The organism is Caulobacter sp. 1776 (assembly GCF_040545685.1).
Classification (GTDB): domain Bacteria; phylum Pseudomonadota; class Alphaproteobacteria; order Caulobacterales; family Caulobacteraceae; genus Caulobacter.
The window spans coordinates 343552-365678 of record NZ_JBEPMI010000002.1; the positions used below are offsets into that span (position 1 = coordinate 343552).

The 22127-nt window shown below is 67.9% G+C and carries 26 protein-coding genes and 1 pseudogene; 13 read left to right on the top strand and 14 right to left on the bottom strand.

Annotated features, from left to right (window positions below):
* Positions 1-10: 10 nt before the first annotated feature.
* From ABIC66_RS06995 to ABIC66_RS07025, 7 genes are all read right to left on the bottom strand, one after another.
* A complete protein-coding gene (locus ABIC66_RS06995) occupies positions 11-901 on the bottom strand; it encodes a TraB/GumN family protein (RefSeq protein WP_354068869.1) in 891 nt (296 codons plus the stop codon).
* A gap of 77 nt (positions 902-978) precedes the next feature.
* The gene (locus tag ABIC66_RS07000) at positions 979-1893 is read right to left on the bottom strand and encodes an alpha/beta fold hydrolase (RefSeq protein ID WP_354068871.1); all 915 of its coding nucleotides are present in this window, start codon (positions 1891-1893) and stop codon (positions 979-981) included.
* A 110-nt stretch (positions 1894-2003) separates the two neighbouring features.
* A complete protein-coding gene (locus ABIC66_RS07005) occupies positions 2004-2198 on the bottom strand; it encodes a helix-turn-helix transcriptional regulator (RefSeq protein WP_354068873.1) in 195 nt (64 codons plus the stop codon).
* Positions 2195-2782, bottom strand: coding sequence for a hypothetical protein (locus ABIC66_RS07010; protein ID WP_354068874.1), 588 nt, complete (start codon positions 2780-2782; stop codon positions 2195-2197). Before ABIC66_RS07010 ends, ABIC66_RS07005 begins: the two co-directional genes overlap by 4 nt.
* A 117-nt stretch (positions 2783-2899) precedes the next feature.
* A complete protein-coding gene (locus ABIC66_RS07015; RefSeq protein WP_354068876.1) occupies positions 2900-3202 on the bottom strand; it encodes a hypothetical protein in 303 nt (100 codons plus the stop codon).
* A gap of 147 nt (positions 3203-3349) precedes the next feature.
* A complete protein-coding gene (locus tag ABIC66_RS07020) occupies positions 3350-4225 on the bottom strand; it encodes a TraB/GumN family protein (protein WP_354068877.1) in 876 nt (291 codons plus the stop codon).
* A gap of 115 nt (positions 4226-4340) precedes the next feature.
* Positions 4341-5360: a 2'-deoxycytidine 5'-triphosphate deaminase gene (locus ABIC66_RS07025; protein ID WP_354068879.1), complete on the bottom strand. Its 1020-nt coding sequence runs from the start codon at positions 5358-5360 to the stop codon at positions 4341-4343.
* Positions 5361-5537: 177 nt separating this feature from the next.
* On the opposite strand from ABIC66_RS07025, the gene metZ reads away from it, so the two are divergent.
* From metZ to ABIC66_RS07055, 6 genes are all read left to right on the top strand, one after another.
* Positions 5538-6722, top strand: coding sequence for an O-succinylhomoserine sulfhydrylase (gene metZ / locus ABIC66_RS07030; protein WP_354068881.1), 1185 nt, complete (start codon positions 5538-5540; stop codon positions 6720-6722).
* A complete protein-coding gene (apaG, locus tag ABIC66_RS07035) occupies positions 6703-7167 on the top strand; it encodes a Co2+/Mg2+ efflux facilitator ApaG/CorD (RefSeq protein WP_354068883.1) in 465 nt (154 codons plus the stop codon). Before metZ ends, apaG begins: the two co-directional genes overlap by 20 nt.
* An 85-nt stretch (positions 7168-7252) precedes the next feature.
* Positions 7253-7690 (top strand): hypothetical protein, encoded by a 438-nt coding sequence (locus ABIC66_RS07040; RefSeq protein WP_354068885.1) that lies wholly within the window; start codon positions 7253-7255, stop codon positions 7688-7690.
* A gap of 231 nt (positions 7691-7921) precedes the next feature.
* Entirely contained in the window at positions 7922-8254 is a 333-nt protein-coding gene (locus ABIC66_RS07045; protein ID WP_354068887.1) for a helix-turn-helix domain-containing protein, read from the top strand.
* Positions 8255-8431: 177 nt separating this feature from the next.
* A complete protein-coding gene (locus ABIC66_RS07050; protein ID WP_354068889.1) occupies positions 8432-9085 on the top strand; it encodes a RhiA family protein in 654 nt (217 codons plus the stop codon).
* A gap of 130 nt (positions 9086-9215) precedes the next feature.
* Positions 9216-10187: a DUF4347 domain-containing protein gene (locus ABIC66_RS07055; protein ID WP_354068890.1), complete on the top strand. Its 972-nt coding sequence runs from the start codon at positions 9216-9218 to the stop codon at positions 10185-10187.
* 44 nt (positions 10188-10231) lie between these two features.
* On the opposite strand, the gene ABIC66_RS07060 is transcribed toward ABIC66_RS07055, so the two are convergent.
* From ABIC66_RS07060 to ABIC66_RS07075, 4 genes are all read right to left on the bottom strand, one after another.
* Positions 10232-11143 carry an Hsp33 family molecular chaperone gene (locus ABIC66_RS07060; protein WP_354068892.1) on the bottom strand — a complete coding sequence of 304 codons (912 nt, stop codon included), beginning with the start codon at positions 11141-11143 and terminating at the stop codon, positions 10232-10234.
* A gap of 158 nt (positions 11144-11301) precedes the next feature.
* A complete protein-coding gene (argF, locus tag ABIC66_RS07065; RefSeq protein WP_354068893.1) occupies positions 11302-12237 on the bottom strand; it encodes an ornithine carbamoyltransferase in 936 nt (311 codons plus the stop codon).
* Between the two features lie 117 nt (positions 12238-12354).
* Entirely contained in the window at positions 12355-13572 is a 1218-nt protein-coding gene (locus ABIC66_RS07070; protein ID WP_354068894.1) for an aspartate aminotransferase family protein, read from the bottom strand.
* Positions 13573-13729: 157 nt separating this feature from the next.
* Positions 13730-14551: an ABC transporter permease gene (locus tag ABIC66_RS07075; RefSeq protein WP_354068895.1), complete on the bottom strand. Its 822-nt coding sequence runs from the start codon at positions 14549-14551 to the stop codon at positions 13730-13732.
* A gap of 238 nt (positions 14552-14789) precedes the next feature.
* Between ABIC66_RS07075 and gcrA the strand changes: the two genes are divergently transcribed.
* On the top strand, positions 14790-15311 hold the full coding sequence (gene gcrA, locus ABIC66_RS07080) for a cell cycle sigma 70 cofactor GcrA (RefSeq protein WP_354068896.1): 522 nt from the start codon (positions 14790-14792) through the stop codon (positions 15309-15311).
* A 92-nt stretch (positions 15312-15403) separates the two neighbouring features.
* Here the strand turns inward: gcrA and ABIC66_RS07085 are convergent.
* A pseudogene (locus ABIC66_RS07085) lies at positions 15404-15536 on the bottom strand (hypothetical protein); the annotation flags it as partial.
* A gap of 37 nt (positions 15537-15573) precedes the next feature.
* Here ABIC66_RS07085 and xseA point away from each other — a divergent pair.
* From xseA to ABIC66_RS07105, 4 genes are all read left to right on the top strand, one after another.
* Entirely contained in the window at positions 15574-17097 is a 1524-nt protein-coding gene (gene xseA / locus ABIC66_RS07090; protein WP_354068898.1) for an exodeoxyribonuclease VII large subunit, read from the top strand.
* A gap of 28 nt (positions 17098-17125) precedes the next feature.
* Positions 17126-17341: a DUF2093 domain-containing protein gene (locus tag ABIC66_RS07095; RefSeq protein ID WP_354068900.1), complete on the top strand. Its 216-nt coding sequence runs from the start codon at positions 17126-17128 to the stop codon at positions 17339-17341.
* Positions 17326-18177: a M23 family metallopeptidase gene (locus ABIC66_RS07100; RefSeq protein ID WP_354068901.1), complete on the top strand. Its 852-nt coding sequence runs from the start codon at positions 17326-17328 to the stop codon at positions 18175-18177. Before ABIC66_RS07095 ends, ABIC66_RS07100 begins: the two co-directional genes overlap by 16 nt.
* 135 nt (positions 18178-18312) lie before the next feature.
* Positions 18313-18831, top strand: a complete 519-nt coding sequence (locus ABIC66_RS07105; RefSeq protein WP_354068903.1) for a response regulator — start codon at positions 18313-18315, stop codon at positions 18829-18831.
* Here ABIC66_RS07105 and ABIC66_RS07110 read toward each other — a convergent pair.
* Positions 18828-19763, bottom strand: a complete 936-nt coding sequence (locus ABIC66_RS07110; RefSeq protein WP_354068905.1) for a lysophospholipid acyltransferase family protein — start codon at positions 19761-19763, stop codon at positions 18828-18830. The two genes, ABIC66_RS07105 and ABIC66_RS07110, sit on opposite strands and share 4 nt — an antisense overlap.
* 119 nt (positions 19764-19882) lie before the next feature.
* Between ABIC66_RS07110 and ABIC66_RS07115 the strand changes: the two genes are divergently transcribed.
* The gene (locus ABIC66_RS07115; RefSeq protein ID WP_354068907.1) at positions 19883-20281 is read left to right on the top strand and encodes a helix-turn-helix domain-containing protein; all 399 of its coding nucleotides are present in this window, start codon (positions 19883-19885) and stop codon (positions 20279-20281) included.
* Between the two features lie 50 nt (positions 20282-20331).
* Positions 20332-21168 (top strand): histidinol-phosphatase, encoded by an 837-nt coding sequence (gene hisN / locus ABIC66_RS07120; RefSeq protein ID WP_354068909.1) that lies wholly within the window; start codon positions 20332-20334, stop codon positions 21166-21168.
* On the opposite strand, the gene ABIC66_RS07125 is transcribed toward hisN, so the two are convergent.
* Positions 21143-22126, bottom strand: coding sequence for an alpha/beta fold hydrolase (locus tag ABIC66_RS07125; protein ID WP_354068910.1), 984 nt, complete (start codon positions 22124-22126; stop codon positions 21143-21145). The two genes, hisN and ABIC66_RS07125, sit on opposite strands and share 26 nt — an antisense overlap.
* Position 22127: the final 1 nt, after the last annotated feature.

Here is a 22127-nt window from a genome sequence, read left to right on the forward strand (position 1 = left end):
AGCGGAGCATTTACTCCACCCGCTCGGCCTTGATCCCCAGCTTGGCCAGCTGGGCCTGGACGCTGTCCGGCCCCACGAGGTGGCCCGAACCGACGGCGACGAAGCTGACGCCCGAGCCGGCCAGCTTGGTCTTCAGCTGTCCCGCCCAATCCTGGTTCCGCTTGACGATCAGAAGCTCGTAGAGCTCGGGATAGTCGCCCTTCATCTCCGAGACGAACTCGCTTTCCAGTTCGGCCGTGTCGCCGGCGGCCCAGGCGGCGACCATCTTGTCGATCTTGCCCACGCCCTCGTCGACTTCATCGAGGGTGGACCTCAGGAAATCGGCCTCGGTCTTGGCCGACAGGTCGGCGAAGAAGCGGATCTGCTGCTCGGGAGTCTCGAAGGCGTTCTCGGCCTTGCCGGCGGCCTTGATCTCGCGGATCAGCACCTGCTCGACGCCGCTCTTGGGGTCGTAGCCGGCCTTGATCACCGGGATCAGCGACAGCGACACCGCCGCCAGCCAGGGGCGCATCATGTTCAGCATCTGGGGCGGCATGCCACCGCCCTGGGCCAGTTCGGCGGCGTGCTGGAACGTCGCGGGCGCGAGCTTCGTCGACAGCGGATGGGCCGGATCCAGGCCGTACTTCGCGACCAGCGGCTGCATCACGGCCGGGTCGTCGGCGCCGACGATCTCCAGGGTCAGGTCGCCGCTGGCGGCGAGGGCCTTGTCGATCCTGGCCGAGCGCCACGGGGTGTCGGGCTTAAGCACATGGATCGTGCCGAACAGGTAGATGGTCGAGTCCTTGTCCTTGACCGCCCACAGCGCGGGCTCGGCCAGGGCCGTCCCCGCGAAGCCCAGGGCCAGGACCGAAACGAGGCCCGCCGCGACGCGACGAGCCGACTGACCGAATTTGCGCGACATGGGATTCTCGTTCGACCTGGGGCCTAGACTTGGAACGCGCCGCCGACGGGCGCAAGCGCCGTCGGCGGCGGTCAGACCTACTTCAAGAAGGCGTCGACGGCGTCGGCGAAGGCCTTGGGCTGGTCCAGCATGATGAAGTGGCGGCTGTCGTCGATCCGTTTCAGGCTCACGCCCGACAAGGCCGCATAGGCGTCGGCATAGGTCTTGTCGATCATCGCGGTCGGCGCGCCCATGGCCGGGTCGTAAGGATAGAGCAGCGTGGTCGGCGTCTTGATCGCGGCCAGGTCGCCACGGGCGTCGGTGGTCAGCAGGTCGTACATGGCGCGGCCGACGACCGACTGCGACGAGGCCTTCGACCATTCCAGCGCCAGCTTCTGGCCTTCGGGCGACTTGACGAAGCGCGGCATGGTCATGGCCTGCTGGCTGGCGAAGGCCTCGGGGCTCATGGCGATCGTACCGTCGCGCATGGCCGCGGCCTGGGGTTTGACGCTCTCGACCGTGGCGGCCGGCGAGAACAGCACCGAGAAGAACGGCAGGCTGTCGACGATCATCAGGCGGCTGACGTCCTCGGGATGGCGGCGCGCCAGCAGCAGGCCGGTGAAGCCGCCCATCGAGTGCCCGATCACGGCCGGCGACTTCAGGTGCGCCGACTTGATGTAGCCGTCGACGGCCTCGACCAGAGGCTCGACCACCGGGCCCTCGGCGTTGCCGGCGACCGGAGCGCCGGCGAAGCCCGCCACCTGGACGACGTGGACGCGGTGCGTAGCCGACAGCTGCTGGACGGTGGCGTCCCAGACCGCGCCGGACGAGGCCAGGCCGGGAATCAGGACGACGTCGGGGCCCTTGCCCGTGACGGTGACGCTCATCCGATCGCCACCGGCGCCGCCCGCCGCCGGACCAAGAGGGAGGGCGTGGGCGTGGTTGCCGCCGAACACGCCGAGGGCGGCGGCGATGGTCATGAAGATCACGAACAGATGGAAGCGTTTGTGCATCGGATTATCTCCTTTGAAGGCGTGCGAAAGGCTTCGGCGACGCGGCGCCGAGCAGCGGATGAAGGGTGTCGGGAGCAGCGAGCCTGATCGGGCTCGCCGGGGACGGGCCCTCAGGCCTCGTCCTGGAAGATGGTTTCGATAGGCTGGCCGAACAGACGGGCGATCTTGAAGGCCAGCGGCAGGCTGGGATCGTACTTGCCCGTCTCCAGGGCGTTGATGGTCTGGCGGGAGACCTGGAGCTTCTCGGCGAGGTCGGCCTGGCTCCAGTCCCGCTCGGCGCGGAGAACCTTCAGGCGGTTCTTCATTGGTACCGCCTGCGGATCAACGGCTGGCTGACGCCCCAGGTCAGGCAGTACAGCGGAAAGACCAGGAACAGCGGCGGCGTGGGCACGACCTGGGCGTTGGCCAGGAAGCCCCAGACGGTCGTGACCGCCAGCACCGCGCCCAGCCCCCACAGCATCGCCTCGACGTGGACGGCGCGCTCGAACTCGTCGGGCTCCTCCTTGAGGTAGAGGCCCATCGCGACCAGCACGCCCAGGATCGGAATGGCGGGCGCGACCGCGACGATCCAAAGCAACGGCCCGGCGAGGTTGCCTCCACGCAGCAAGGCCAGCGAGCCGATCAGGGCGAGGAAGTAGGCGATCATCGCGACGGCGAGGCGCCGACGATAGCGCTTCATGACCGGGCCGATCTTATTGGCCTTCAGCCGCGACGAGCCGACATAGACATAGGCCATGTAGATCACCGCCCATGCCAGCATCGCGACCAGCATCACCGTTTCCGAAAAGGGATGGGCGAAGGCCAGCCAGAACGGGATAGCCGACAAGGCCGCCGCACCGGCGAGGAACAGGGCCCACCTGGGCCATTTGGGCTTTACGTCTTCGTTCACGACAAGCACCCCTTTCAATCTGACAAGTATGCTTGTCACATCAGGATGCGATCATGTCAAGCGTAGTTGTCATTTTGTATGGTGATAGCGACTAAACGACGGAGACGCTTGACGTTTTCAGGCCGCCTTGCGCCGCAGGGAGGGGTCTGCCGAGAGGGCGTCGGCGCTGAGGCCGCGCCAATGGATGGCCTCCAGGCGTCTGGGCGCCAGGGCGCGGCCCAGCATCCCGGGGCGCGGGCGACTCACCACCTCCCAGCCATAGCGTGAGAAGCGGTCGCCGAAGTCGGACCAGCGGATCACCCGCCCCTCGCCGTCCTGGCGCCAGACGGCCTTGTCGCAGCCGGGGATGCGCGCGCACCGCTCCCAGGCCTCGACGCGGCCTTGCAGGATCAGGAACGGGTCTTGAGCAGTGCGGGCCAAGAGGGCCTCCGTAGCTTTCCGCCGTCCTCGGCGTCGAGCGGGACTGAGTCGCGCTCCGTGAGGACAGGGGCTAGAATTTGTGTAACCGCACCGACTGTCCACTAGATGTGGTGCGGCGCGTTGCCGCGCGGCGGCGGCCGCGACAGCTCATTGGATCCTCCGGACGGCGTAGCCACGGGCTTTCATCAAGGCCGGAAGCCCCTCGGCGCCGGCCATGTGCAACGCGCCGACGACGACCAGTTCAGTCCCCCCGCCCTGCCGCATCTCGGCGTCCAGCCGGTCGGCCCAGGCTAGGTTGCGACGCTGCAGAAGCGCGTCGTAGAGCGCCGGACGCTCGGCCTTCATCCGATCGACGAGGCGTGTTCCCAGCCGGGCCATGTCGCCCTTCAGCCAGGCGCGTTCCAGGGCGACCCCATCGCGCGGCGGCGACAGTTGCTCGCGGGCGACGTCGTCCAGATAGGTCAGCTCGGCCTGTTCGGGCAGGTCGGCGAAGATCCGCAGCTGCTGCTCGAAGGTCTCGAAGGTGGCGATCGGCTTGTCGGCGGTGCGGGCGCGCTGGGTGGTGGCCTGGTCGACGCCGCTGGCGACGCCGCCGCCAGCCTTGGTCATCGGCGCGACCGACAGCATCATCGCCGCCGCCCAGGGCCGCAGGCGCTCGACCCGCTCCAGCGGCACGCCGTCGCGATCCAGCACCGGCCGCAGCGTGGCCAGGGCCGTCGGCGATAGCTTCTGGGTCAGCGAGCGGTCGGGATCGACGCCGTAGCGGTCGACGAGCGCCTTCACCTGGTCGGGCGGCAGATCGGCGCGGGTCTCGAACCACACCTGGTCGGCGGCGGCGTAGGCGCGGTCGAAGGCGGTCGTGCGCCAGCGGACCTCCGGGCGCAGCACGTGCATCGAGCCGAACAGATAGACGACGGAGTCCTTGTCGCGGACTTCCCACATGGCCGGGGCGGCGCTAACCGCGCCGGTCCAGGTTGTCCAGATAAGGCTTGCCGCGATCGCCCCACGCGACAGACGCCTCACTACGCCACGAAACATCTCTTCAAGGCCCGACCAAAACTAGGCCTCCAGATAAGCGCGAGTCTGCTGAGCCATCAGTGAACGACGGCCGCGACATAACGACTCAGCTCGGTGGCGCTTAGGACCAGGTCTTGAAATGCTTGGACAATTTTAGGCCCTGGCGCTGGTAGTGCGAGCCGCCTTCGCCATAGAGGCGGGCCGGCCGGGCGGTCAGCGGTTCATAGACCAGCCGCGCCACGGTCTGGCCGTCCTCCAGCAGGAACGGCGTCTCGTGGCTGCGCACCTCCAGCACGCCCTTGGAGCCGACGGCCGCCGCCTCCTCGGTGCCGAAGCCCGGGTCGAAGAAGCCGGCGTAGTGGACGCGGAACTCGCCGACCGACGGATCGATCGGGGTCATCTCGGCCGCTTCCAGCACCGGGATCTCGATGTCGTCCTTGGACGCCAGGATGTAGAACTCGCCCGGATCCAGCAGCAGCTCGCCGTGGCGGGCCTCCAGCGGCTCCCAGTAGTCGCGCGGGTCGTGGCCGTCCTCGTGGTCCAGGTCGACGACCCCGGCGTGGCGACGGCCACGGAAGCCGACGATCCCCGGCGTCAGGTCGACCCCGACGCTGCGCGTGGCCAGCTTGGCCGGCTCGCCGCGCTTCAGGCGCAGCTGGTTCAGGCGGGTGCCGGCGCGCACCAGCACCGAGAAGGTCTGCGGCGCGATCTCGATATAGAGCGGGCCCGTATAGCCGGCGTCGACGTCGTCGAAGGCTCTGGAATGGTCGGTCAGCAGGCGGACGAAGACGTCCACGCGCCCGGTCGAGCTCTTGGGATTGCCGCGCGCCGACACCGTCATCGGCAGGGCCAGGCGCTCCTGGATCTCGGCGATATAGACGCAACCCTTTTCCAGCACCGCGCCCTTGGTCAGGTCCAGTTCGTGCATGGCCACGTCCCGCAGGCGCTCGGGCACCTTCCTGTGCAGGCCGGGCAGGAACGAGGCGCGGACCCGCCAGCACCGCGCGCCCAGCCTCAGGTCGAGGCTGGCCGGCTGAACCTGGTCGGTGTCGAACGGCGTGGCCGAGGTGATCGCCTCCTGGGCGATCAAGTCCTCGATGGTCTGGCAGGGCAGAATCCCCGCTGCGTGGGCGTCGGTCATCGGCGCGACACTCGCCAAACGCGGCCACAAACGCAAGGCGCGAGCGAAACGCGCTCGCCTGTGACAATGTGATTTTCGCCCGTGACAATTCTCCGGTCGCGGATGGGGCGTTGACGCTTGACCAACACCCCCTCGCCGCTCCTTATGCCGGCGGTTTACGCGTAGGGAGGCAGGCCCGTGGCCGAGGATCCGAAAGACTGGGACGTCGCGACGAAGCTCATTCGTGGGGGAATCGCGCGCTCGCAGTTCATGGAAACGGCCGAGGCGCTCTATCTCACCCAGGGCTTCACCTACGACAGCGCCGAGGGCGCCGACCGCCGCTTCTCGGGCGAGGACCCGGGCTTCGTCTATTCGCGGTTCAACAATCCGACCGTGAAGATGTTCGAGGACCGCCTGGCGCTTCTCGAGGGCGCGGAGGTTTGCCGCGCGCAGGCCACCGGCATGGCCTCGATCCACGCCGCGCTGATGGGCCTGGTCCGGGCCGGCGATCACGTCGTGGCCGGCCGCGCGCTGTTCGGCTCGTGCCGCTGGATCGTCGCCGAGTGGCTGCCGCGCTTCGGCGTCGAGACCACCTTCGTCGACGCCACCGATCCCAAGGCCTGGGAGGCGGCGATCCGTCCGAACACCAAGGCCGTGCTGATCGAGACGCCCTCGAACCCGGTGCTGGAGATCACCGACATCGCCGCCGTCGCCGAGATGGCCCACGCGGTCGGGGCCAAGGTCATCGTCGACAACGTCTTCGCCACCCCGATCTTCCAGAAGCCGCTGGAGCTGGGCGCCGACGTCGTCGTCTATTCGGCCACCAAGCACATCGACGGCCAAGGCCGCGTGCTGGGCGGGGCCATCCTGACCAGCGAGGCGATCAACGAGGAGTACTACCGCGACAGCCTGCGCCACACCGGCCCGTCGCTGTCGCCGTTCAATGCGTGGGTCATGCTGAAGGGTCTCGAGACCCTGGACCTGCGGGTGCGTCGCCAGACCGATACCGCCTTCGCCCTGGCCAACGTCATGGCCGAGCACAAGAAGGTCCAGAAGGTGCTCTATCCCTTCCGCCACGACCATCCGGGCCACAACGTCGCCAAGAAGCAGATGACCGGCGGCGGCACCGTGATCGCCCTGGACCTCGGCACGCGCGAAGCGGCCTTCAAGTTCCTGAACGCGCTGGAGATCGTCGACATCTCCAACAATCTGGGCGACGCCAAGTCGATGGCGACCCACCCGCCGACCACCACCCACCGCTCGGTGCCGGAAGAGGATCGCCCGTTGCTGGGCGTGACCGAGGGGGGCGTGCGCCTCTCGGTCGGCCTCGAGGCCCTTGGCGATCTGACGCGAGATGTGACCCGTGCGCTCGATCAGGCGTGAGACCTCGCCCTCGTTGCAGAGGATGCGCCGCCGCCGCGGCCAGGACGGCGCGGCCTACCAGGCGCGCACGCGCGACATCGTCGTGCGCGTGTTCCCGACCTATGCGGCGGAGGAGTCCTCGCCCGAACAGGGCCTCTATCTGTGGTCCTACACGGTCGAGATCGAGAACCACGGCGGTGAGACGGTGACGCTGGTCTCGCGCCGCTGGACGATCGTCGACGCCTTCAACCGCGTGAACGACGTCGAGGGCAGCGGCGTGGTCGGCGAGCAGCCCGAGCTGAAGCCGCGCGAGGCCTTCCGCTACGTCTCCAACTGCCCCCTGGCGACGCCGTCCGGCGCGATGCGGGGCAGCTACCAGATGGTCACCGACGGGGGCGAGCTGTTCGACGTCGAGATCCCGGAGTTCTCGCTCCATCTGCCGGGCGCGGCGCTGAAGCTGAACTAGGCGGTCCGGGTCGAAACGGCCGCGCCGATTGACAAGACGATCGCGTAGGTTGAGCCTCGACGAGGACCCGTCGCCGGAGGCTTTCATGTTCGCTCGTCCCCTAGCCTGCGCCCTCATTGTCACGGCCGCCCTGGCGCCGCGGGCGATGGCTCAGACCAGCCAATATTTGTCGCGGAACGCGATTCCGGCGGGCGCCTATCCCAGCGCTCCCGCCATTCCGCTCGGGCGCGGCAAGATCGCCCTCCAAAGCGGGCCGCAACAGGACCGCGCCTACCGGCAGATGCCGAAGATCGAACAAGCCGTCGAGCGGGAATTGGGCGGCGCGAACATCGAACTGACCGACCTGCGGACCGGTCGCTATCAGAAGGCCATGGTGGTTTGCGGCGTGGCGCGAGACACCGACGCCAAGGATGCGGCTTCGGGCCGTCGCTTCATCGCCCGCCCCGGCGTCGCCACCTTGGAGACGCCGGACAACAGCCAGGCCTTTCAGGCCGGATGGAAACGCACCGGCTGCGGGTTGTGACGAACTAGCCCAAGTCCCAGCGCCGCGTTCAACGCGTCCGAAACCAGCCTCAGGCGGCTGACATTTCCCCTGGCCAGCGCTCCGAGCGCGGAGAAATTCGCGCCTCCCGTGTTCCCGAAAGCATAAATACAACCACAGGCTAAAACGAAGACAAATACCGATTATGGTTGTCTGCCTTTCGCTTCGGGTGGGCGGGGCTCAGTACGGCCCGCCCTTTGAGTGAGCCGGGTGATGGAGTCCAGGGGGGATCGGCTGAGCCGCGCCATCAAGGGCCGCGGTATCGCCAAGATGATGGCCTTGGCGCTGGATCTCGACGTGCACGAGAGCGCCATCAGCCGCTGGCGCAAGGGCGGCCCCATGTCGCTCGAAAGCGCCGCGCGCATTTCCGAGGTCCTGGACATCTCGCTGGACTGGCTGGTGCTGGGCCGAGGCGAGATGGACGGCCACACGACCGAGAGCCTGGCGTCCGAAGAATTCGAACTCGTTCAGATCGTCCGCCGCCTCCGACGGTCGGCGCTTCAGCACCTGCTGGCGCTGCTGAAAGACATGACTCAATCGTCTTGAGCACAGGTCAAGTTAAACATTCGCGTTTGCGCAGAGCGCAACAAGCTCTGACTACCTCAATCGTCGAGTTCTAAATAGGGTATTCACATCGACAAGAGCAAAGATCGCTTCGAGTAAATCACGGCGATCAGATCTTAAATCTTGGCGATTTCTTCAACCCTATAAAGGAATTCGCTCATGGCGAAGTACACCATCCGCATCTTCAACCAGTCCCTGGCCAACAAGGCCTATGTGGCCTTCATGCAGGAGCCCGTCGTCACCTCGAACGGCGGCGTGACGCCGGTCTTCACCAACGCCTGGGCGTGCTTCGAGAACGTGACCAACGGCAGCTGGGACTCGGTCGTCTACACCGACAGCGCCTATGCCTGCTGGTCGCAGCCGGCCGAGGCCCTGACGCCCAGCACGGTGCTGGATTCCGGCGGCGTCATGCCGGTGAACACCGACACCAAGGACACCGTCAGCTTCACCAATACGGGCGTCACGGGCTTCAGCGGCGTGGTCAGCCCGGGCACGGCGCAGAACGGCTCGTTCTCGATCGTCAGCTCGACCGACTTCACGCCGCAGAACAACTTCGTGTTCGGCCTCGCTCGTGACAACGGCGGCATTATCCCGGCCCCGGTCGCCACGTTCAACGCCCTGCCGAACGAGATCTACAACATCACCCCCGTGGTGAAGTTCTACGTCGCTGACGGCCTCTACGTGCCGGGCCAGGTGATCGACTACTCGGCGGTGTCGAACAACATCGCCGCGATCGACTTCACGGGCCTGCCCTACAACACCGCCACCGTGACCCAGGCCGCCAACGGCGCCTTCTCCGTCACCTACAGCTGACGGCGCGGCGGAAGGGGTCCGCCCACCATCCCCTTTCGCCCTACCGAACGGCGGGGCGGGCTGTCGCCCCACCCGGCAGCCCCCCTTGCTTCCGCGCGACGACAAGCGCGCCCAATTCCAGGAGATTCCGATGACCACCACACTCGCCCCGTCGGGCGATGCGACGACGCACGCCCCGACCCACGCCGCGCCGGCGACGACCGCCGCCGTCGTGAAACCGATCATGGTCGCTCCCTTGCCAGGCTGCGTCACGATCGACTCCACCAAGCCCGACGACTATCTCGCCTACGCGCGCAACGGCACGCCGGCCGGGATCGGCAACACCTCGGTGCAAACCGCCGAGAGCGCCTTGGATGGATGCATCAAGAGCAAAAAGCCGACGCCCCAGTCGGCCTGCGTCGTCGGCCACGGCGACAAGGGCCTGATCGTCACCGGCTCCGGCCAGAACGCCGGCGACAAGGACCACCACATCTCGATCGACAACATCAAGACCTGGGCGCCGCTGTTCGCGGGGCTGAGCGGCGGGGTGTCCAACCTTTTCCTCTACGGTTGCCATGTCGGGGCCGGGACCGAGGGCGCCCAGCTCCTCTACGAATTGGCCAGGACGGTGAACGCCAACGTCTACGGTCCCACGGGCTTGATCTATTGCGACGAAGACGGAGATTTCGCGCTGGAGCCGTTCTCGACGTGGCAGATGGCGACGCCTCTGGCGCAACCCGCGGCGATCGATCCGCCCGACGACGCGACCGGAGACCTGGCCGGTGGGCACGAGGTGCGCCTGCATGTCCTGGAAAATGTGATCATCACCAGCTTGGACCAGCTGACCAGCGCGATCATCGAACCCCACCCCTCGACCGGATGGACGACGGTCGGCGTGGAGCTCGCCGACCAGTTGGCGCGGGCGGTGCACTGGCAAAAGCCCTTCGCGCTTCCGGGTCAGCACGCCGCGCTGCTGACCGGCCGCATGAAGCTGAAATTCGGCTATGGCGAGCGGGCGATCCGGAAGGTCTTTTCGGTGTTCAACCACACCCTGTTGCAGGACGAGGACCACCCGAACATCTTCTACCGCGCCCAGCGCAAGTGGCGTGACATCCTGGGCTAGCGAGCCTGAGGAAGCGGACGGGACAACCGTCCGCTTCTTCGTTTTCAGCCTGCCGCCGGCGCGTCCAGCTTGTAGACCCGCGAGCAGTACTCGCAGGTCACGTGGATCTTGCCGTCCGGCTCGATCATGTCGGCCACTTCCTCGGCCGAGAACGAGTCCATCACCACGCCGATCCGTTCCTCCGAACAGCGACAGAAGGCCCGCATCGGCTTTTCCTCGAGCAGGCGCACGCCGTCCTCGTTGAACAAGCGCCATAGCAGGGTCGGGGTCGTCAGGGTCGGGTCGATCAGTTCGTCCTCGCCCGTGGTCTCGAACAGCGCCTGGACGTGGGTCCAGGCGTCCTGGGTGTCGCCCCGGGCTTCGTCGCCCGCGATGACCTGGATCAGGATCCCGCCCGCGCGCCACTTGGGGCCCTCGCCCGTGTCGGACTGGCCGACGGCCAGGCGCACGCGGGTTGGGGTCTGCTCCGACTGGGCGAAGTACTGCTCGGCGCACAGGGCCAGGGTCTCGCCCTCGATCGGCGTGACGCCCTGATAGCGATCCATGTCCGCGCCCTGGTCCAGGGTCATGATGAACACGCCGCCGCCCAGCAGAGTCTTGGCGCCCGGACGCGTGAAGCCCTCCGAGACCTTGGCGACCTCCTCGGCGTCGTAGCGGCAGTAGCCGCGCAGGCCGCCGGAGGTGTCGTAGTCGACCACGACATAGCGCACCGGGCCGTCGCCCTGGGCCTGGATGATCAACCGGCCCTCGAACTTCAGGCTGGAGCCGACCAGGGCCGCTAGGGCGCAGGCCTCGCCCAGCAGGTTGGCGACGGGCTCGGGATAGGCATGGCGCGTCAGCACCTCGTCGACGGCGGCGCCGAGACGGACGACCCGGCCGCGCACGGGCAGGCCTTCGATCTGGAATGCGGAAACGACGTCGTCGAGGACGCCGGAGATGGGGGCGATGTCGGTCATGGCGCGGTTAGATAGGATGGCAGGGCGAAAATTGCGAGGGCGCCCCTCCTCTCCTCCCCCTCTGGGGTCCGCGAAGCGGCAGGGCGGCCGGGCACGTCCAGGGCCCCCTCCACCGCCGTTCGGCGGCCCCCAGAGGGGGAGGAGAGAAGAGTAGCGCCCTATCCGATCGCGCCGAAGCACCAGGCCAGCACGGACTTCTGGGCGTGGATGCGGTTCTCGGCCTCGTCCCAGACCAGCGAGCGCGGGCCGTCGAGCACCGCGTCGGTGACTTCCTCGCCGCGGTGGGCCGGCAGGCAGTGCAGAAAGACGCCGTCGCTCTTGGCCAGGTCCATCAGGGCGTCGTCGACCTGATAGGGCTCCAGCGCGGCCAGGCGCTCGTCGTGATCGGTGTCGCCCATCGAGACCCAGGTGTCGGCCACCACGACGTCCGCGCCGCGCACGGCGGCCTTGACGTCGGTGGTCATGCTGACCCTGCCCTGCAGGCTCTCGGCGCGCGCCAGGTCGTGCAGGTCGGCGTGATAGACCGCCGGGCAGGCGATCTTCAGTTCGAAGCCCAGCAGCGGCGCGGCGTGGATGAAGCTGGAGCAGACGTTGTTGCCGTCGCCGACCCAGGCGATCGTCTTGCCGCCGATGTCGCCGCGATGCTCCTCGATCGTGAGCAGGTCGGCCATGATCTGGCACGGGTGGCTCTTGTCGGTCAGGCCGTTGATCACCGGCACGGTCGAGACCTGGGCGAAGCGTTCGACGTCGGCGTGATTGTTGGCGCGGATCATCACCGCGTCGACCATGCGCGACAGCACCTTGGCGGTGTCCTCGATGGTCTCGCCCCGGCCCAGCTGCATGTCGTTGGAGGTCGAGATGATCGCGTCGCCGCCCAGCTGGCGGATGGCCGCGTCGAACGAGAAGCGGGTGCGGGTCGAGTTCTTCTGGAAGATCATCGACAGCACGCGGTCCTTGGCAGGCGCGTCGGCGTCGACCTTGCCCTGCGGCCAGCCCTTGCGCGCGGTCTTGCGGGCCTTGGCGTCCTCGAGCAGCAGGCGCAGCGTCGGGCCGTCCAGCTTCCACAGGTCGATGAAGTGCCTCGGTTGGGTCATTGCCAATCCCCCTCCCCGCTCTCCCCGGCGAAAGCCGGGGTCCAGATACATCCTGGAAGTCAGCGGGCTTGATCTGGGTCCCGGCTTTCGCCGGGAAGAGCGGAAAGAAATAAGGGTTTAGGCCGCCGCCAATTTGGCGCGCGCGGTCTCGCAAGCCTTCTCGAGCTTGGAGATCGCCTCGCTGGCTTCCTCGACGGTCAGGTTCAGCGGCGGCAGCAGGCGCACGCAATTGTCGCCGCCGCCGGCGATCAGCAGCTTCTGGTCACGGGCCATCACCATGAATTCACGGTTGTTCGGCACGACCTTGACGCCGATCAGCAGGCCCTTGCCGCGAATGTCGACGATGACGTCCGGGAAGCGGTCCTTCAGGCCGTTCAGCTGCTGGGTGAAGTAGCCGGCGACGGTCTTGACGTTGTCCAGCGTCTCCGGCGTGTTGATCGCGTCGAACGCGGCGTTGCCGACCGCCATGGCCAGCGGATTGCCGCCGTAGGTCGAGCCGTGCGTGCCCGGCTGCATGCCCTTGGCCGCCTCGGCGGTGGCCAGGCAGGCGCCGACCGGGAAGCCGCCGCCCAGGGCCTTGGCCACGCACATGATGTCCGGCGCGGCGTCGCTGGCCCACTCGTAGGCGAACAGCTTGCCGGTCCGGCCCATGCCGCACTGGACCTCGTCATAGATCAGCAGGACGCCCGCCTCGCGGGTGATCTGGCGCAGTTCATCCAGCTGGGCTTCGGTCAGCGACCGCGCCCCGCCCTCGCCCTGCACCGGTTCGATGATCACGGCGGCGGTCTTGTCATTGAGCGCGGCCTTCAGGGCGTCCAGGTCGCCGAACGGCAGCTGGCTGTAGCCCGGCAGGCGCGGGCCAAAGCCGTCCAGATAGCCGGCGTTGCCCGAGGCGTTGACCGCCGCGTACGAGCGGCCGTGGAACGAGCCATCGAAGCCGATGATGTCGACGCGCTCGGCCTGGCCGTTGACCACGTGATACCGGCGGGCGGCCTTCAGGGCGCATTCGATCGCCTCGGTGCCCGAGTTGGTGAAGAACACCACGTCGGCGAAGGTGTGGGCGCACAGCTTGTCGGCCAGCACTTCCTGCTCGGGGATCGTGTAGATGTTGGAGACGTGCCAGAGCTTTTCGCCCTGGGTCTTCAGCGCGTCGACCAGAACCGGGTGGGCGTGGCCCAGGCCGCAGGTGGCGATGCCGGCCACGCAGTCCAGATACTCTTCGCCGGTGGTCGAGAACAGGCGCGCCCCTCGGCCTCGGTCGAACGCCAGCGGAGCGCGGTTGTACACGCCCATGATGTGGTTCTGCGAGGCGGTGGACGACGTCACGGTGCTCAAGACCGGCCCTCCTAAAAGGAAAGAAGCCCCCGCGCTGTTCGCACGGGGACCGGAAGGCCGCAGGTTGTCGCCGTGGAACCCCGTCATGTCAATCAACGGACCATGAAAGGCTGCTGAAAAGCCGACGATTTTCCCCGCCGTGGTCCGGTGACCGGTGTCAGCTCTTCAGGCGATAACCGGTGACGAACAGGCGCCAGCACCACAGGAAAAGACCGACGGTCAGCACGCCCATGCTGACGACGCCGACCGCGATCGAGCCGTCGGCGTGGCCGATGAAGCCGTAGCGGAAGCCGTCGATCAGATAGAAGAACGGGTTGAAATGGCTAGCCGAGCGGAACGGCTCCGGCAGCTTGTCGACCAAGTAGAAGGTGCCCGACAGGAAGGTCATGGGCATGATCAGGAAGTTGGTCACGGCGGCCAGCTGGTCGAACTTCTCGGCCCACAGGCCCGCCAGCACCCCAGCCAGGCCCAGGATCAGCGAGGCCGCCACCGCGAAATAGACGATGGCCCAAGGATGGGCGAACGACAGGCCCGCGCCCGGCAGCACACTGATGACCAGGGCCGTGACGGCCCCGACCACGACACCGCGGGTCGCCGCGCCCAGGGCAAAGCCGAGCACCTGCTCCAGCGCCGACAGCGGCGGTGTCAGGAAGTCCGGAGTCAGGCCCATCATCTTGGCCTGGATCAGCGAGGACGAGGAGTTGGCGAAGGCGTTGTTCAGGATCGCCATCATGATCAGGCCGGGCGCCACGAAATGGCCGAAGGTCACCCCGCCCACCGCCGGCCGGCTGGCCCCGACGGCGACCACGAAAACCAGCATATAGAGCAGAGTCGTGACCACCGGCGCGGCGACCGTCTGGGTGCCGACCTTCCAGAACCGTCGGATTTCACGCTGGTAGAGGGTGACGAAGCCACTCCAGTTCCAGCCGTGATAGTCGCGCGGCTGCGGCGGAATGACGCTCTCGGCCATGTCTCTCATAGGCTCAACCCGTTGTTCTGCTTGGCCATGTGCGCCTTGGGGGACCATTCCGCAAGCTTGGGCTTGCGTGAATCAACATCTTGTTTCTGTGGACAGAGTCGATGGCGCCTATTGTGCGCTTTAACACATTCTTTACGATATCTAGTAGGACGACCGCCGGCGGGGCGGTTTGATCACCAGATATGGGGTGATGGGCACGGGGACGCCCTTCATCTCATCGAACCGGCGGAGACGGGTTATGAGCTGGACCGACGAACGGGTCTCGACCTTGAAGAAGCTCTGGCTGGACGGTCTGTCCGCCAGCCAGATCGCCAAGCAACTGGGCGGCGTCACGCGCAACGCCGTCATCGGCAAGGTGCACCGTCTGGGCCTCTCGGGCCGCGCGGCGCCCTCGCAACCGGCGCGTCCGGCCTTCAAGGCCCCGCGTCCGGCGCGTCCGGCCGCCCAGGCCATGCCGTCGGCCCCGCGTCGCGTGACGCCGGTCGAGGCGCCCTCGTCGGTTCCGTCGACCTCGGCCCCCGCGCCGCTGCCGGCCTTCCGGCACGAGGAGCCGGGCTCGGCCACCGTGCTGACCCTGGGCGCGCACATGTGCAAGTGGCCGATCGGCGATCCGTCGTCGGAAGGCTTCACCTTCTGCGGCCGCCGCTCGTCGGAAGGCCCCTACTGCATCGAGCACGCCCGGGTGGCCTATCAGCCGCAGCAGACCAAGAAAAAGGGCGGCGCCACCGAGCTCGCCCGCTCGCTTCGCCGCTACATCTAAGAAGAACAACAAAAGTCTCTCAGAGCGGCGGATCCCGGGCGGTTGAAAAACCGTCCGGGATTTTGCGTTTGGCGTCCTAAGCGCCCCCTCCGTCACGTCGCGTATCCGCGCCGCGCCACCTCCCCCGTTTCACGGGTGAGGAGGAATGGCGTTCTTCTCCTCCCCTGCTTGCGGGGGAGGTGGCTCGCTGCGAATACGCAGCGAGACGGAGGGGGCGCTAAGCCGGGTGACCCGCGCGGACTTCCGCCCTAGATAAACTCCCATGACGGACCTCGCGCCGAACGATTCCAACGCGCCGCCCTATTCGGTCTCAGAGCTGGCCTTCGCCCTGAAGCGCACGCTGGAGGATCGCTACGGCTTCGTGCGGCTGCGCGGCGAGCTTTCGAAGGTCACCCACCACTCCAACGGCCACGTCTACCTGACTATCAAGGACGACAAGTCCGCGATCGACGGCGTCGTCTGGAAGGGCAATGTCCGGGGCCTGGGCGTGCGGCCCGAGCACGGGCTCGAGGTCATCGTCACCGGCAAGATCACCACCTATCCGGCTGGCTCGCGCTACCAGATCGTCATCGACAGCATGGAGGCCGCCGGCGTCGGCGCCCTCCTCGCGCAACTGGAGCGGCTGAAGGCCAAGCTGGCGGCCGAAGGCCTGTTCGCGCCCGAGCGCAAGCGCCCCCTGCCCTCGATGCCGGCCGTGGTCGGGGTGATCACCAGCCCGACCGGGGCGGTGATCCGCGACATCCTGCACCGCATCCGCGACCGCTGGCCCTGTCAGGTGCTGGTCTGGCCGTGCGTCGTGCAGGGCGACCAAGCCGCCGCCCAGGTCAGCGCCGCGATCCGCGGCTTCAACGCCATCCAGCCCGGCGGCCCCGTGCCGCGCCCCGACATCCTGATCGTGGCGCGCGGCGGCGGTTCGGTGGAGGATCTCTGGGCCTTCAACGACGAGAGCCTGGCCCGTACTGTCGCCGAAGGGACCATCCCGCTGATCTCGGCCGTCGGCCACGAGACCGACACCACCCTGATCGACTTCGTCTCGGATCGCCGCGCCCCGACCCCGACGGCCGCGGCCGAGATGGCGACACCGGTGCTGGCCGAGTTGCGGGCCCTGATCTCGGACTTCGACCGCCGCCTGAATCGCTGCGGCGCGCGCGGCATCGAGGAGCGCCGCACGCGCCTGCTCGGCGCCGCCCGCGGCCTGCCGCGTCCCAACGACCTGTTGGCCCTGGCCCAGCAGCGGTTCGACATCGCGTCGGGCCGGCTGGACGCCGCCCTGCATCGGAACACCACCGTCCACGCTCAGGACCTGCTGAAGACCACCGCGCGCCTGACGCCGGACGTGCTGGCCCGGCAGAGGACGATCAAGGCCGAGCGTCTGGCCGACCTCGCCCGCCGCCTCGACGCCTGCGGGACGCGCGCTCCGGAGCGCGCCGCCGCCCACGCCCGCCTGCCCGCTCTGTGGGACCGTTTGCGGACCGCCGGCGAGCGCCGCCTGGTCCGGGCCCAGGATCAGCTGGCCGGGCTGGAGAAGCTGCGCCAGTCGCTGAACCCCGAACGGCCGCTCGAGCTGGGCTTCGCCCTGGTCCGCAAGGGCGACGGGACTCTGGCCCGCTCGGCCGCCGACCTCGTCTCCGGCGAACGGGTGAACCTGAAGTTCAAGAGCGGCGACCGCGATGCGGTGATCGACGGCGAAGGCGGCTTCGTCCCGCCATCGCCTGCGTCCGCCCCCGCACCCAAGCCTCGTCCCAAGCCGGTCGCGCCGCCGGCGGATCAGGGCGACCTGTTCTGAGCCGCCATGTTGGCGTAGAGTAAGAGCCATGAACGCTTTCGATCGTGATCTCGGCAAGTCCGACGGCCTGGCCGTCCTGCACTATGGCGACGGCGAGTACGCCGTGCTCAGCCCTGGGCATTTCGTGCTGTGCGCCGTGACCAACAAGCAGATCCCGCTAGAAGCCCTGCGCTACTGGAGCCCCGAGCGCCAGGAAGCCTATGCCAGCCCCGCCGAGGCGCTGAAGCGTTGGCAAGAGGGCTGAGCCGCCGCGCGGTCCTCGCCGCGCTGCCCCTTTCGACCGCTCTCATCGGCCCGGCTCGCGCCGCCGCGCCGGGGCTCACCCTGTCGGGCAAGTTCGTCCAGGGCGGCTGGGCCATCGGCCGCACCGCGCCCCGCGCCGTCGTCGATGTCGATGGCCAGGTGCTGACGACCGCCTCGGCCGACGGCTGGTTCGTGGCGGGCTTCGATCGCGACGCCCCACCGGCCAGCACCCTGACCGTGTCCACGCCCGATGGCTCGGCCACGCACGAGGCGGCGATCGCGGCCGGCGACTTCGACATCCAGCGGATCGACGGCCTGCCGCCCGAACAGGTGACGCCGACCGACCCGGCCCTGCTGGAACGCATCGCCGCCGAGAACCTGCGCAAGGTCGCCGGCTTCGCGAGCCAGGCCGACATCGAGGGCTTCCGCGACGGCTTCATCCTGCCGGTCGTGGGCGCGCGCCGCTCGGCCCGGTTCGGCGGCCAGCGGATCCTGAACGGCGAGGCCAAGCGTCCCCATTATGGGGTCGATCTGGCGACGCCGGTCGGTACGCCAGTACGCGCGCCAGCCGCCGGCCTGGTCGCCTTCGCCGAGACCGGACTGCACTACGAAGGCGGCCTCGTGCTGGTCGATCACGGTCAAGGCCTGATCACGGCCTATCTGCATCTGTCGAAAATCCTCGTTCCGGCCGGGACTTACGTGCGGCAGGGCCAGCTGATCGCCGAGACCGGCAAGGAGGGTCGCGCGACCGGTCCGCATCTGTGCTGGCGCATGAAATGGCGCGGACGGAACCTGGATCCGTCGCTTTTGGTCGGCGCGGGGCCGTTCCGGGCCTAAATTCGCACAATTCGCCCCTGGCGCGAGTTTCAATCATTCGTTAGCTATGCCGCCGTTATCGGAGCGAGCGGTCGCTGGGGGAAGCGGCCACGTGTTCCGGTCTTCCCGCGAGATATTTGAGGAGGCGGCTCCCGCATGTCGGCGGCGCTGGAAAATCTGCGCTTTCTGCTGGTGGACGATAACCAGCACATTCGGTCGATCGTCTCGGCGATCCTGAAAGGCGTGGGCGTCAAGCATATCCGCGAGGCCATGGACGGGGCCGAGGGCCTGCAGATCCTGCGCGACTGGCAGACCGACATCGCTATCGTCGACTTCAAGATGAGCCCGCTGGACGGGGTGCAGTTCACCCAGCTGGTCCGCAACTCGCCCGACAGCGTCGACCCGTTCCTGCCGATCATCATGCTGACCGGCTTCGCCGAGCGTCACCGCGTGTTCGAGGCTCGCGACGCCGGCGTGACCGAGGTGGTGGTCAAGCCGGTGACGGCCCGCTCGCTGCTGGACCGGATCAACACGGTGATCTTCCATCCGCGGCCGTTCATCCGCTCGCCGGACTATTTCGGCCCGTGCCGTCGCCGCCGCGTCGACCCGCACTATACCGGCCCGTTCCGCCGCAACGGCGAGCCGGACTCCTCGGGCAGCAAGATCGAGATCTAAACCTTTTCGGCCTCGCGTCGCGCCAGCTCCGCATAGACCTCGTTCGGCCAGCGCCGATGGACCCAGAACCACTCGGCCGGACGCTCGCGGATGCGCTCTTCCAGGAAGGCGTTGATCATCCGCACGCCGGCCTCGATATCGGCCGTGCGATTGCCCGTCTGGGGCGGGACGATCGGCTCGTGCACCACCGCCCGGAACCGCGCGCCCTTCAGGCGCTGCACCGACATGGGCTGCAGCACCGTGCCAAAACGGATCGCCAGCCGCGTCGGCGCCGGCGCGGTGCGGGAGTCGTGGCCGAAGAATGGGGCGGCCACGCCGCTGTTGAACTTCTGGTCGTTCATCAGGGCGACCGAGCGGCCCTCCATCATGCCCTTCAGCAGTTCGCGGGACCCGTCGCCGCCCTTGGGCGCGAACAGCCGAACGCCATAGCGGAAGCGGCTGTCCCTGATGCGCTTGTCGACATAGGGGTTGTTGGCCGCGCGATAGGTCATTTCGCAGATCACGCCGCTGTCGACGATGGCGGCCGGCATCACTTCCCAGTTCGACAGGTGTCCCGAGACGAACACCACCGGGATCTTTTTCTCGGCGATCTCGGCCAGGCGTTCCTTGTTGACCACCTCTACCCGGCCGGTGGACGGCAGGATCTTGTCCATCAGCGGAAACTCGGCGAACGAGCGGCCCAGCCCCTCCCACTGCTCGTCCAGGATCCGCGCATGCCAGGCGGCGTCCTTTTCGGGGAAGGCCAGCTTCAGATTGCGCGCGGCGACCTTATGGGCCCCGCTCATCGGACCGAACGTGCGGCCCAGCCAGCCGCCGAAGTCCGAGGCGCGATCCACGCCCATCAGGCGCACGGCCCCGATGAACAGGTCGAAGCCCAGGGCCTCCAACCGCCACAAGAGGTCCTGCACCCAGGGCTGACGCTTATCCGACATACGCCCTTACTAGGTTAGCTCGCCCGTATCGCGCAACGGCGCCCCTCGCCCGGCACGCGACTTGCGGCTGTGAAACCAGGCCGTTCCGTTTCGGGACGGTCTGGGAAAACTAGGGGGGCATGGCTTCCATGGGCAACGACATCGATACGCATCTGGGCAAGCGTCTGCGTCGCCGCCGCCGTCTGTTGGGTCTGACCCAGCAGCAACTGGCTGGCGCCGTAGGGGTGCGATTCCAGCAAATTCAAAAGTACGAGTGCGGTGCCAACCGTATCTCGGCCGCGCGGCTGTGGCAGCTGTCCGAGGCTTTGGAAGTGCCGGTCGGCTACTTCTACGACGGCCTGTCGGACGTGCGTCGCGACGCCGCCGGCGACTCGGCCGAGGGGGGCGAAATGTTCGCGCGCAAGGAGACGCTGGATCTGATCCGCGCCTACTACCTGCTGGGCGAGCGTCCGCGCCGTCGCCTGCTGGACCTGGCCAAGTCGCTGAACGGCGGCGGTCCCGAGCACGCCGACGCGTAATTGTCCGCGTGAGCTAGCGTACCTAGGGCGGGGGCGTTAAACCCCGCCCCATGACGCTCTCCGCTGACCGGCTCGCGGCGCTCGACGCCTTCATCATCGACCTCAACCGGGCCTCGGCGGGCGCGATCCTGCCGCTGTTCCGGGCCGACCACGGCCTCGAGGACAAGGGGGCCGGCAAGAACCTTCCGCGTGACACCCACGCGGCGTTCGACCCGGTGACCGAGGCCGACCGCGGCGCGGAGGCGGCGATCCGAAAGCTGATTTCGGAGCGCTATCCCGAGCACGGCGTGATCGGCGAGGAATATGGCGAGGACCGCCCGGACGCCGAGTTCGTCTGGGTGCTGGACCCGATCGACGGCACGCGCGCCTTCATTTCGGGCCTGCCACTGTGGACCACCCTGATCGGCCTGCGCCATCAGGGCCGCCCGGTGCTGGGCGCGATCGGCCAGCCCTATCTCGGCGAGCTGTTCGTCGGCCACGCCGGCGGCTCGCGCCTGATGGCGCGCGGCCAGACCACGCCGATCAAGGTCCGCGAATGCGCGAACCTTACCGACGCCGTGATCGCCACCACCGACGCCGACGCCTGTTTCGACGGGGCCGAGCGCGGCGCCTGGCTGCAGGTGCGCGCGGCCGCCAAGCTGGCTCGGCTGGGTTGCGACGCCTATGCCTACGCCATGGTCGCCATGGGCAAGATGGACATGGTGATCGAGGCCGGTCTGAAATCCTGGGACATCGAGGCCGCCATCCCCCTGATCGAGGGCGCTGGCGGCCTGGTCACCAACTGGCGCGGCGAGCCCGTCGGCCCGAACGGCGGGCAGATGGTCATCTCCGGCGACCGCCGTCCGCTGGACGAGGCCCTGGTCAGTCTGAGGCGTTCGGCGAAATAATGGGCTCACGCGGCGCGACGGGGTCGACCGTCTCGTCGAAGGCCTGCCAGAAGATCGCCCGGCGGGGGTCGGTCTCGATCAGGATCTCGTGGAACGCGCCCGGGACCTCGACATAGCGCCCTCGCGGGATCCGCGCCGCGATCAGCTTCTGATCGGGATTGAGCACCCGGTTGTCGAGTTCGGCGGCCACGAGCGTCACCGGGATTTTGATCGCCTCGACGCCCTTGCTCCGGCGCAGCCATGCGCAGGCCGAGATGGCGAAGTCGGCCCAGCCCCAGGTCACGCCGCCCAGGGCGATCTCGGGATTGGCCCGCAGCTGGGCCTGGTAGCGATCGTAGCGCGCCTCGTCGTGGGTCAAGGCGTCGCCGACGAAGGTCTGGGCCAGGGGGTCATACTGGCCGCCCTGCACATATTCGCCGGTGAAGCCGACGCGGGACATGGTCCAGGCCAGCGGCGTGGCGATCCAGGGCGGGATGCCGCCGCTGTTCAGGCCCAGCATCGGCGCGGACATCACCGCCGCCGAGAACCGCGCCTCGCCATGGGCCAGGGCCAGCATGGTCAAGCAGCCGCCCATCGAGTGGGCCATGGCGATCCAGGGCTTGGGCATCCGCGCCTCGAACGTGTCGAGCAACGCCTTGTAGTCGGACAGGAAGGTCTTGAAGCCCTGGGCGTGGCCCTTCAGGCGATCCGGCAGGCCGCGCGCCGACAGCCCCTGCCCTCGCCAGTCGTGGACCAGCACGGCGAAGCCGCGCGCCAGCAGGTCCTCTACGACCTCGAAATACTTTTCGATCGGCTCGGTGCGGCCGGGGCTGAGCACCACCGTCCCGCGCGTCGCCCCCTCGGGGAAAAACGTCGCGGCGCGGAGGGTCGCCCCATCCGCGCCGCGAAACCATTCGGCCTTACCGCTGTCGGGAACCGGAGCCTCGGGAATCGAGACCAGAAACGCCGGCTCCGCCATC

Excerpts from the sequence above, each read along its gene's own strand:
- ABIC66_RS06995 (WP_354068869.1), bottom strand. The coding sequence starts at position 901 with ATGTCGCGCAAATTCGGTCAGTCGGCTCGTCGCGTCGCGGCGGGCCTC.
- ABIC66_RS07000 (WP_354068871.1), bottom strand. The coding sequence starts at position 1,893 with ATGCACAAACGCTTCCATCTGTTCGTGATCTTCATGACCATCGCCGCC.
- ABIC66_RS07005 (WP_354068873.1), bottom strand. The coding sequence starts at position 2,198 with ATGAAGAACCGCCTGAAGGTTCTCCGCGCCGAGCGGGACTGGAGCCAG.
- ABIC66_RS07025 (WP_354068879.1), bottom strand. The coding sequence starts at position 5,360 with ATGACCGACGCCCACGCAGCGGGGATTCTGCCCTGCCAGACCATCGAG.
- ABIC66_RS07040 (WP_354068885.1), top strand. The coding sequence starts at position 7,253 with ATGTTCGCTCGTCCCCTAGCCTGCGCCCTCATTGTCACGGCCGCCCTG.
- ABIC66_RS07045 (WP_354068887.1), top strand. The coding sequence starts at position 7,922 with ATGGAGTCCAGGGGGGATCGGCTGAGCCGCGCCATCAAGGGCCGCGGT.
- ABIC66_RS07050 (WP_354068889.1), top strand. The coding sequence starts at position 8,432 with ATGGCGAAGTACACCATCCGCATCTTCAACCAGTCCCTGGCCAACAAG.
- ABIC66_RS07055 (WP_354068890.1), top strand. The coding sequence starts at position 9,216 with ATGACCACCACACTCGCCCCGTCGGGCGATGCGACGACGCACGCCCCG.
- ABIC66_RS07060 (WP_354068892.1), bottom strand. The coding sequence starts at position 11,143 with ATGACCGACATCGCCCCCATCTCCGGCGTCCTCGACGACGTCGTTTCC.
- argF (WP_354068893.1), bottom strand. The coding sequence starts at position 12,237 with ATGACCCAACCGAGGCACTTCATCGACCTGTGGAAGCTGGACGGCCCG.
- ABIC66_RS07075 (WP_354068895.1), bottom strand. The coding sequence starts at position 14,551 with ATGAGAGACATGGCCGAGAGCGTCATTCCGCCGCAGCCGCGCGACTAT.
- gcrA (WP_354068896.1), top strand. The coding sequence starts at position 14,790 with ATGAGCTGGACCGACGAACGGGTCTCGACCTTGAAGAAGCTCTGGCTG.
- xseA (WP_354068898.1), top strand. The coding sequence starts at position 15,574 with ATGACGGACCTCGCGCCGAACGATTCCAACGCGCCGCCCTATTCGGTC.
- ABIC66_RS07095 (WP_354068900.1), top strand. The coding sequence starts at position 17,126 with ATGAACGCTTTCGATCGTGATCTCGGCAAGTCCGACGGCCTGGCCGTC.
- ABIC66_RS07105 (WP_354068903.1), top strand. The coding sequence starts at position 18,313 with ATGTCGGCGGCGCTGGAAAATCTGCGCTTTCTGCTGGTGGACGATAAC.
- ABIC66_RS07110 (WP_354068905.1), bottom strand. The coding sequence starts at position 19,763 with ATGTCGGATAAGCGTCAGCCCTGGGTGCAGGACCTCTTGTGGCGGTTG.
- ABIC66_RS07115 (WP_354068907.1), top strand. The coding sequence starts at position 19,883 with ATGGCTTCCATGGGCAACGACATCGATACGCATCTGGGCAAGCGTCTG.
- hisN (WP_354068909.1), top strand. The coding sequence starts at position 20,332 with ATGACGCTCTCCGCTGACCGGCTCGCGGCGCTCGACGCCTTCATCATC.
- ABIC66_RS07125 (WP_354068910.1), bottom strand. The coding sequence starts at position 22,126 with ATGGCGGAGCCGGCGTTTCTGGTCTCGATTCCCGAGGCTCCGGTTCCC.